The sequence below is a fragment of the Micromonospora sp. NPDC005163 genome, assembly GCF_053599835.1.
In genome coordinates this window covers 1-6,015 of record NZ_JBSFYP010000099.1, presented here as the reverse complement: position 1 = coordinate 6,015, position 6,015 = coordinate 1, and the positions used below count along the sequence as shown (strand labels likewise).

3 protein-coding genes and 1 pseudogene are annotated in these 6,015 nt (G+C 69.4%); 1 reads left to right on the top strand and 3 read right to left on the bottom strand.

What is annotated here, in order from left to right:
• Positions 1–1,293: 1,293 nt before the first annotated feature.
• Both ACWD6N_RS35050 and ACWD6N_RS35045 read right to left on the bottom strand, forming a co-directional pair.
• Positions 1,294–1,770, bottom strand: coding sequence for a hypothetical protein (locus ACWD6N_RS35050; protein ID WP_450006315.1), 477 nt, complete (start codon positions 1,768–1,770; stop codon positions 1,294–1,296).
• Positions 1,771–2,130: 360 nt separating this feature from the next.
• A complete protein-coding gene (locus tag ACWD6N_RS35045) occupies positions 2,131–3,855 on the bottom strand; it encodes a hypothetical protein (RefSeq protein WP_450006313.1) in 1,725 nt (574 codons plus the stop codon).
• A 365-nt stretch (positions 3,856–4,220) separates the two neighbouring features.
• Between ACWD6N_RS35045 and ACWD6N_RS35040 the strand changes: the two genes are divergently transcribed.
• Positions 4,221–4,712 carry a GDSL-type esterase/lipase family protein gene (locus ACWD6N_RS35040; protein ID WP_449939589.1) on the top strand — a complete coding sequence of 164 codons (492 nt, stop codon included), beginning with the start codon at positions 4,221–4,223 and terminating at the stop codon, positions 4,710–4,712.
• An 870-nt stretch (positions 4,713–5,582) separates the two neighbouring features.
• Here ACWD6N_RS35040 and ACWD6N_RS35035 read toward each other — a convergent pair.
• A pseudogene (locus ACWD6N_RS35035) lies at positions 5,583–5,744 on the bottom strand (winged helix-turn-helix domain-containing protein); the annotation flags it as partial.
• Positions 5,745–6,015 lie beyond the last annotated feature (271 nt).

Sequence of the window (6,015 nt, the reverse complement as noted above, 5' to 3'; positions counted from 1 at the left end):
CGTGACCTCGGCGAGACTCTCGACGGCACCGGCGGGCTCGGCGTGAGTGGCGTGACCGGTGACCTGGGCGGCCCGTTGCACGGCATCGGCAGCATCGCGGGGGACCTCGGTGTAACCGGCGACGCGCATGCCAGCGTGGATGGCGGGCTCCTGGGCGCCTAACCGGAGGCCTGCTTTGAGCTGGGACTTTGAGTAATGCGGGGGCCGGGGTCGCGTTCCATCGCGCCGTTCCCGGCCTCCGCAATGGCTTTGCCGGGGCCTCGTTGACGTGCGGTGCGGCTGGCGGGCGAAACCCGGCCGGCCGTTCGCTGCGTCGGGCCGGCTCTCTACGACGCAGGGGCGTCACCGTACAGGTCGCCGCACACGTCCAGAACGTCAAGCCGCGCCTGGGCGATGCCAGCGCTCGTGTCCGGCCCGGGCGCTGCACTGGCCGCTCCCGCCACCATTACCAAATCCCGTGTCAAGCGCCCGTTTCGGCTGACAACCCCGGCAGCCAGGCGACTGTCCACTGGCTGGCAGTGATCGCTTGCGAAGGCAGCGCCCTCACGGTCGCGCGCTCGCGACCGTTGCGCTCGATCCGTCCACGCATTCTCCAGACCTTGTCGGGTGGTCGGGGCCACGAACGGGAGTCGCCTGCCGCCTGTTCGTGCCAACGGCCGGGTGGACTTTTGGCTGATGGTGAGTAAGGTCGGCTAGCTGTCCGCACCTGTGCCCTGCAAGGAGGCCGGCGACCGTGGCCGAGAAATCGACGGCTGGTTCGGCCGATGCGGCTGCCCAAGATCACGACGACGCGGCGAGTGTCGTAGACAGCTGGATCTCTCGCCAGTCGCGGCTGGCAGTAGGTGAACCCGACTCCTTGGACAGGCGGCAGGAGGCTGCCGCGCCGCAACGGCATGAGGAGCTGCCGGACGAGTACGAGGAGTCGTACCGTCCCGCGGACACGTACCAGGAGCACGAAGCGCGACACGCAAGGCACCGGGCAGACCCGCAGTACGAGGGTGAGTACGAGCAGTACGACGCGGCCTACCCTCAGCACGAGCATGCCTACCAACCGTCAGACCCGCTGGGCTACCCCGAACCGGCCTACGACGAGCCCGACCATACCTATCTGTCCGACGGACACGACCAGGCCCATCGGGAAGATCGCCGGGCCCAAGAGCCGTACGAACCGACGGATGCCACTTCGGTCCACGAGGACGCGCGCGGCGCGCAATTGGAAAGGTATGCCGCACCGGGTGCGATCTACCCGCACGGGAAGTACCCCGACCACGATTACGCTGGCCGCAACGGGTATCACCGCGAGGAGTCCGACCCGCAGGACCCAGGGGCGAACGAGGGGCGGCCGCGAAGGAGGCACCATCGGAACGTTGCTGCCCGCTCACTGCGGGCCAGCCGGCGGCGGCGCTGGCTGATCCCGGTCGGAGGGCTCGCGGTGGGGGCGCTGCTATGCGTTCTGGCATTCACGTGGGGGCCGGGCCGGCCGCCGGCAGGCACCTTGCCGATATCGGCGGCCACCACCCCGTCGGACGCGTTCGAGCAACCGATCACCCTCTCGGAGATACCGTCGACGGCGCCAACCTCCGCGGCACCCCGCGGGTCCTCCGCGACGCCAAGCGCCACGCCGTCGGTCACGCCGTCCGCCACCCCCAGCGCCACACCGTCGGTCACGCCTTCCGCCACGCCGACGTCCACCGCGGCCACGCCGACACCGACCCGCAGCTCGGGCCCAATCCTGCTCGGCCCCTCGAGCAGCCGAGGGGTGGCGAACATGGCCCAGCGGTACTGCGATCGGTACACGGGAGGCTCAGCGGACCCCCGCAATGACGGCCGTTGGCAATGCGTTGGGCTTCTCTCCGCGTCCCTCGTCGACATGGACGTCGCCTGCCGCGACGCATACGATTCGGGCGCCTACGCACGGACATCGAATCCCGGTGATCCGTACGCCTGGCGATGCTACCGCTGACCTGGCCATCCGCACTGGGGACTCCTGCCCGATCTGTGACCGGCGCCGGTCATGGTAGGACTGTCAGCGGGGCTGACCGCAGGAGTGCGAACTTCATGATCAAGCGCCGTCGGGAAGCCGAACACACCTCCTCGGTATCAGCTACGCGGCCTAGGAGTATTTGTTGATCAGGCCGTTGAGGATCTTTCCGTCAGGACCGACCGGCCTCGGCCGACTGGGTGTTCGACCGACGCCGGATGGTCTCCGAGTTCGGTCGCGGGTCCCCGTCGTCTCACCGGGGCCTGCCGCGCTCGCGACGCTGGTCTTTGCTCGGTGGCCTTCTCTACCGCGTCGGGGGCCGCGACGGGTGGTGTGGTGCGGCTCGCTGCGGTGTTTACCAGATCCGGCAGGTCCCGCCCGGCCACCAGGGGTAGCTCTCGCGTGACATCCGCAGTCGGCCCCGGCTCGCCCGCCAGGTCGGCGCCTCGGGCGACACCTGCCCGCCCCGTCGCGGTTCGCGGCATCGGCGCCGCGCGGCGGGTCGTTGCCGGCGGCGCGTCGGCCGGCTCCGCGACGGAGCCTGGCGCGTCCGTGGTCGACGGCGCTCCCCCCCGGCTGGTGGCCGACCGGCCTGCTGTGTTGCGCGGCGTGCGGCGCGGTGGGGTTGCCGGCAGGAACGGGGCGAGTTCCGCTTGCAGCGCCGCCCAGTCCGAGGCGCGGGGCGGGTCGGGCTGATCCGTGGTCGAGGTGACCTGGCCCGTGCCTTCTGACCGCTCCACCTGCCGGTCGGTACGGTCCGGCGTCATCGACCGGTGCCGCTCCGATCCCGAGCCCTTGGCACCGTCTCCCGCCTGCTGCACGGCGTCTCCGGCAGACTCTGGCCGCACTGAGCCGCCGGAGGCCCCGTCCGCCGCAGGGGCTACGGGGGCCGCGTCCAGGAGCGGCTCGGGGGCGTGGGCCAACAGCCGCTCCGGCGCGTCGGCGAGCAGCCGCACGGCCGAGGCTAGTGCGACGGGGTCGGGGTGCCCGGCCCGACGCCACCGCCGACGGCGGCCGCCCGCCGGCAGATTCCCGGCCAGCACACGCGCAGGTGCCAGATCGGCGGCGATCAGCGCGGTGAGCCCGTCGTAGTCCGCCTGCTCGGCCAGCCGCAGGGCGATCTCGTCGAGGTCGTACACCGCCAAGGCGATGTCCGCGGTGGTGGCGTCCAGTGCCCGGCTGATCTTGCGGCGCAACACCTTACTGAGCGCCACCTGCCGCCGCTCGGCGCGAATCTGCGCGCGGGCCGCGTCGAGCGAACCGTACAGCCCAAGGCCGGGATCGGCCTTGGCCAACGAGCGGGCGCGGCGGGTCAGCCACGGGTGTCGCAACCAGTGCCCGACCGGTTCGTACCCCGGCGTCGTGGGTGGCAGCTGCTGCCTGGCGCGCAGCCGATCCCGCCGCTGATTCTCGCTGCTCATCAGCCACACCAGATAACCGAGCAGCGACATTCCCGCGTAGAAACCGCCTTCGAGGTGGTTACTGTGAGCCAGCCAGTTGAAGGCGACCGCGGCGGTGGCGATGCCGGCCGACAACACCCGGGACAGCACCGCCCCTTCGCCCAGTCGACGGCGTACGTCAGCGTTCGCGAGCACCACGACGCCACCCAGCTCTAACGCCCCAACCGCGGGAAGGGCGACGTACCACGGCATGCCGAGCCCTTCCATCGCCCCGGACACCTGGCCACCGAGCGCGATCAGCAGCACGACAACGTAGAACCCGGTGCGCAACACGGCAACGTGCCGCATCGCCTTGGCCAGCTCCGCGTCCCACACCTCCGGCGGCCCGGCGCCTGACGCCCCGCCCTTGGCGCCTGAGACCCCGCCAATGGAGTTTCCGCCGGTCATCCGAATCTGGTCCGGTTCCTGGAACACGCCGAGCAGGTTCCTCTCTCACCCCGGCCCCGGCCTGACCGGCGCCGCGGCCGCCCAACCCGGCGGTGCCGCCCGCCGAGTCGTACCAGAGCCGCGCTCCGGCTGCCGGCCGTCGTCCGTCGTCATGCTACAAGGTTGCGGGCCGAATTGGAGTTTCTCAGATACCACGCCGAGTGCGTCGGGTCGCCCCTCCCGCGCCACACCGATGGCGACCGGAGCGGGCACCAGGTCACGCAGCACCCAGGCTGCCGCCCCGACACCGGGGTGACCATGGGCGGCCGTCTGCACCACATTTTCGGACGGCATAACGCGAAGCTCGCCGTCGGCGCTGTTCGGTCGCCCGGCCTGGACCGACCAAACTCGGCGTGGCCAACAGCGGCATCAGCGGCAACCGGATCCTGGATAGCAGCACTGGCACCGGGATCGGTGGCCCGAACGCGTTCGCCCGTCTGTCCCGGGACATGCTGACCACGTCCGGGGCGCGCACGGTCATCCTGCTCGAGGGCGTCCACGACATCCTCAACCTCGAACACCCCGACCCGGAGACTCTGAAACTCGCCCTGCGGCACATCGCCGCCCAGGCACACGCGAAGGGGCTGCGGATCGTCGTCGGAACCATCACGCCGATCAAGGGATGGCGCTCCTACACCGAAGAACGGGACAACGTGCGGCAGGCCGTGAACGAGTTCATCCGCACGAGCGGCGACTTCGACGCCGTCGTCGACTTCGACGCGGTGGTGCGTGACCCGGCCGACCCGCAACGAATCAACCCGCCGTACGACTCGGGCGACCACCTGCACCCGTCAGACGCAGGCTACCGCGCAATGGCCGAGGCCATCGACCTCGGTGCACTCTGAGTGTTGGGCTGAGTGCAATGCCGTTGCTTTGGGCCTGGCTGACCGACTGGGTCGAGGAGGCGCCAAGACGTCGAAATCGCCACCGTGCTTGCCGCCATCGCCCTCCCGCAGTCAGGGGGACCAGCTGGATACTGGCCACCTCCGCGTGGTGGGCGGCCGGAATGATCATGCTCGTCTTCGTTGGCCTGGCCGTCATGCGACTGTCACCGCGATCGGCCTCCGCTGCGTGGGTCGCCGGACGGCCGGAGCCTTGTCAACACCGCCTCAACCGTGACCACCGTGGTCCGGCTGAAACTGAACAACCTCGGTTTGGTTGATCTTTAGTCGTTGGTTTGGTGGCCGCCGCAACTGCAGCTCAACCACAACCCTGATCACGTAATTGAGGTGCAGCTCCCCGGAGCCGTACTCCATGTACATGATCGAGTCCAAGGCTCTGACCTGGCGAGTAGTCGCGAAATGTCTGATCGCGAGGTCTGCAGGGGTGCGGACTCGCAGCCCGAGGTCACTCTTCCGAGCCCTTCCGGTTCTGGCGGGCCCCGATCACGAGTCGGCGCTGGACCGTGCCCCGTCGATTTCGTCTCGGCTGTAGTAGGTAGGGGAGTTGCTGCAGAGCTGGCAGGCGAGAACCAGTGGCTGACCGGCTCGCCCGGGCGGCTTCTTACCGCAGTCGGTCTCGGGCTGGTGTTCCGGGTGCGGCGAGCGGCCATCTTCGTGTCGGAACATTGGACCGTGCCGGCCTTCGACGAATGTCAGCCAGACCGGTGCGCGGGGGAGTCATTTTTGGGCCTGGTGGCGCATGCAGAGCAGGCGGAGCAGCTTTTCGCCGCCGATGCCGTGGGGGCGGTCGTTGGCGAGCCGTTCGCGGGCGGATCATGAGATCTGGTACCCCACGCCCGGCACCGTCTCCACCACCTGCGGGTCACCGAGCTTGCGGCGCAGCTTCATCACCGTCACCCGGACCACGTTCGTGAACGGGTCGATGTGCTCGTCCCAGGCCCGCTCCAGCAGGTCCTCGGCGGAGACACCGCGCCCTCGGCCCGCGCGTAACCCACCTCCCCCGGATCGAGGGCAGATTGTCGCTAGTGCGGTGTCCACTAACGTTTGCCGGGTTGGCGGCCGGGGGTTTTGTCGTACCGATGGTGTTGGGTTTGGTTGTGCCTCGTCGTCGGGATCCTGCCGCGCCTCGGGTGGTGCATCGCACCGCGCGGTGATGTGCCTCGCGTTTTCCGGACAGCTGATCAGCAACTAATTCATGCTGCGAGCTGGTAGTTCAGAAACTCGTTGCGGGCCTGTTGCGGCGTCC

Coding starts and splice junctions, on each gene's coding strand:
- ACWD6N_RS35050 (WP_450006315.1), bottom strand. CDS start 1,770: ATGTTCGCCACCCCTCGGCTGCTCGAGGGGCCGAGCAGGATTGGGCCC.